The organism is Cryobacterium sp. Y29, from assembly GCF_002929825.1.
Taxonomy (GTDB): Bacteria; Actinomycetota; Actinomycetes; order Actinomycetales; family Microbacteriaceae; genus Cryobacterium.
On the sequence record NZ_PJJN01000006.1, the window covers coordinates 1 to 1,852 of the forward strand.

The 1,852-nt window shown below is 57.6% G+C and carries 1 protein-coding gene and 1 pseudogene; one reads left to right on the top strand and one right to left on the bottom strand.

From position 1 onward, the window contains the following. Positions 1–201 precede the first annotated feature (201 nt). Positions 202–408 (top strand): annotated as a pseudogene (locus tag CXY74_RS00040) (type II toxin-antitoxin system RelE/ParE family toxin); the annotation flags it as partial. 133 nt (positions 409–541) lie between these two features. Here CXY74_RS00040 and trpS read toward each other — a convergent pair. Continuing rightward, a complete protein-coding gene (trpS, locus tag CXY74_RS00045) occupies positions 542–1,564 on the bottom strand; it encodes a tryptophan--tRNA ligase (protein WP_104198535.1) in 1,023 nt (340 codons plus the stop codon). Positions 1,565–1,852 lie beyond the last annotated feature (288 nt).

The window sequence follows — 1,852 nt, forward strand, 5'->3', positions numbered from 1 at the left end:
CACTACGGTTATCAACAGCCAGCATTGGCAGCGTAGAAGAAACCACTAATTCCGCTGTCCGAAATGCCCGCGGCAGGTCAGCTTTCGAGGCAGCCGGACGACGCGCCCGCCCGCTCGCGGCACTCAAGGCCGAGACTAATTTATGACACCTCGGTGGCAGGTTGAAACCACCGAGCAGTTCGACCGTGACTTCAAAAACTTGACCGGGCAATCCAACGACGAGTGATGGCCTACCTCGAAGTAGTAGAGAAACTAGATGATCCTCGCCAGCGCGGCAGGGGCCTCACGGCCAACCACACGGGAGTGTGGAGGTATCGAGTTGGAGATCACCACATCCTCGCCCAGATCATCGACAACTCTTTGACCGTACTCACCCTCAACGTTGACCATCGCAAAGAGGTGTACTGAGAACTAAGAATCAATGCATCCCCGACTAGGTTGGTTCCTCTCGGCTGGCACACGACATGTCCTGCAGAGGATTCGGCTTGCGGGCCTCGCGTTTGCTCTCGTCCTCAGTCGAACTGAGGTAGGCGTGGTGAAATCAGTAGAGGGTGCCCATAGCGGTTCTCACTTCGTCCAGCGTTGTGGTAGCAATGGAATTAGCGCGATCGTTACCACGTCGAAGCACCTCGGAAGCTAGCCCTGAATCCTGCGCGAGTTCGGCTCGTCGTGCTCGAATGGGAGTAAGAAAGCTGTTGACCGCATCGGTCGTTAGGCGTTTCAGTTCACCGCTGCCTTGGTCCCCGATCTGCGCTGCGATTTCCTCCGGTCGTTTGCCGAGGCATAGCGCAGCCGTCGAGAGGAGTGCCGAGACGCCTGGTCGACTCTGCGGATCGAAGGAGATCAGACGGTCAATGTCGGTGATAGTTCTCCGGATGGCTGCCGCGGTTTCATCCTCGGTCATCGACAGTGCGATTGCGTTTCCGTAGCTTTTTGACATCTTGCGACCGTCCAGCCCGGGGATCTCCGGCGACGCTGTGATCAATGCGTCGGGCACGGGGAAAACATCTCCATATCGTTCGTTGAATCTGCGCGCGATGACACGTGTCATCTCCACATGGGGCAGGTTGTCTTTTCCGACAGGGACGAGGTTCCCCTTGCAGAAAAGGATGTCAGCGGCCTGGTGCACGGGGTAGGTGAGAAGAAGGCCACTCAGGGCTCGATTCGAGGAGGCGAGTTCCGACTTCACGGTCGGATTACGACGTAACTCGGCTTCCGTTACCAGACTCAGAAACGGAATTATCAATTGGTTCAGGGCCGGCACTGATGAATGCGTAAAAATTGTCGTTGCTTCTGGATCCAGGCCCGCAGCGAGGTAGTCGAGCACGGCGCTGTAGACGTTTTGTCGGACGTTCGCCATCGTGTCCCGGTCGGTGATGACCTGATAGTCAGCCAAGACCAGAACCGTCTCGACCCCAGCCTCTTGAAGCCTGACGCGTTCACTGATGGTGCCGAAATAGTGGCCGAGGTGAAGCCGGCCGGTCGGTCGCTCACCAGTAAGCACGCGAAAACGCTCCGGATGGGCGTCAACATCTCGGGCGACGACAGCCGAACGTTCGGCCATGGCAGTAAGGGATTTCACTTTGCACTCCTTGAAATAGGAGGGCTGTACGAAGTCCTGACCTGAGGTCCACGAGCTGCGTACAGCCCGTGAACATGCTTCAACCGGCTGCTAGCGCAGCCACCACCACGAGGAACGGTTGAAAGTCATGACCTGAGCCTAGCCCTGCGCTGGGTGCTCGCCGACCCTCCACGGGCGCGATCTCAGGTACTGACCTGCCGCGGGCATTTCGGACAGCGGAATTAGTGGTTTCTTCTACGCTGCCAATGCTGGCTGTTGATAACCGTAGTG

What these genes read in the sequence shown, in the direction of transcription:
- trpS (WP_104198535.1), bottom strand. Translation starts at nt 1,564, where the DNA reads ATGGCCGAACGTTCGGCTGTCGTCGCCCGAGATGTTGACGCCCATCCG.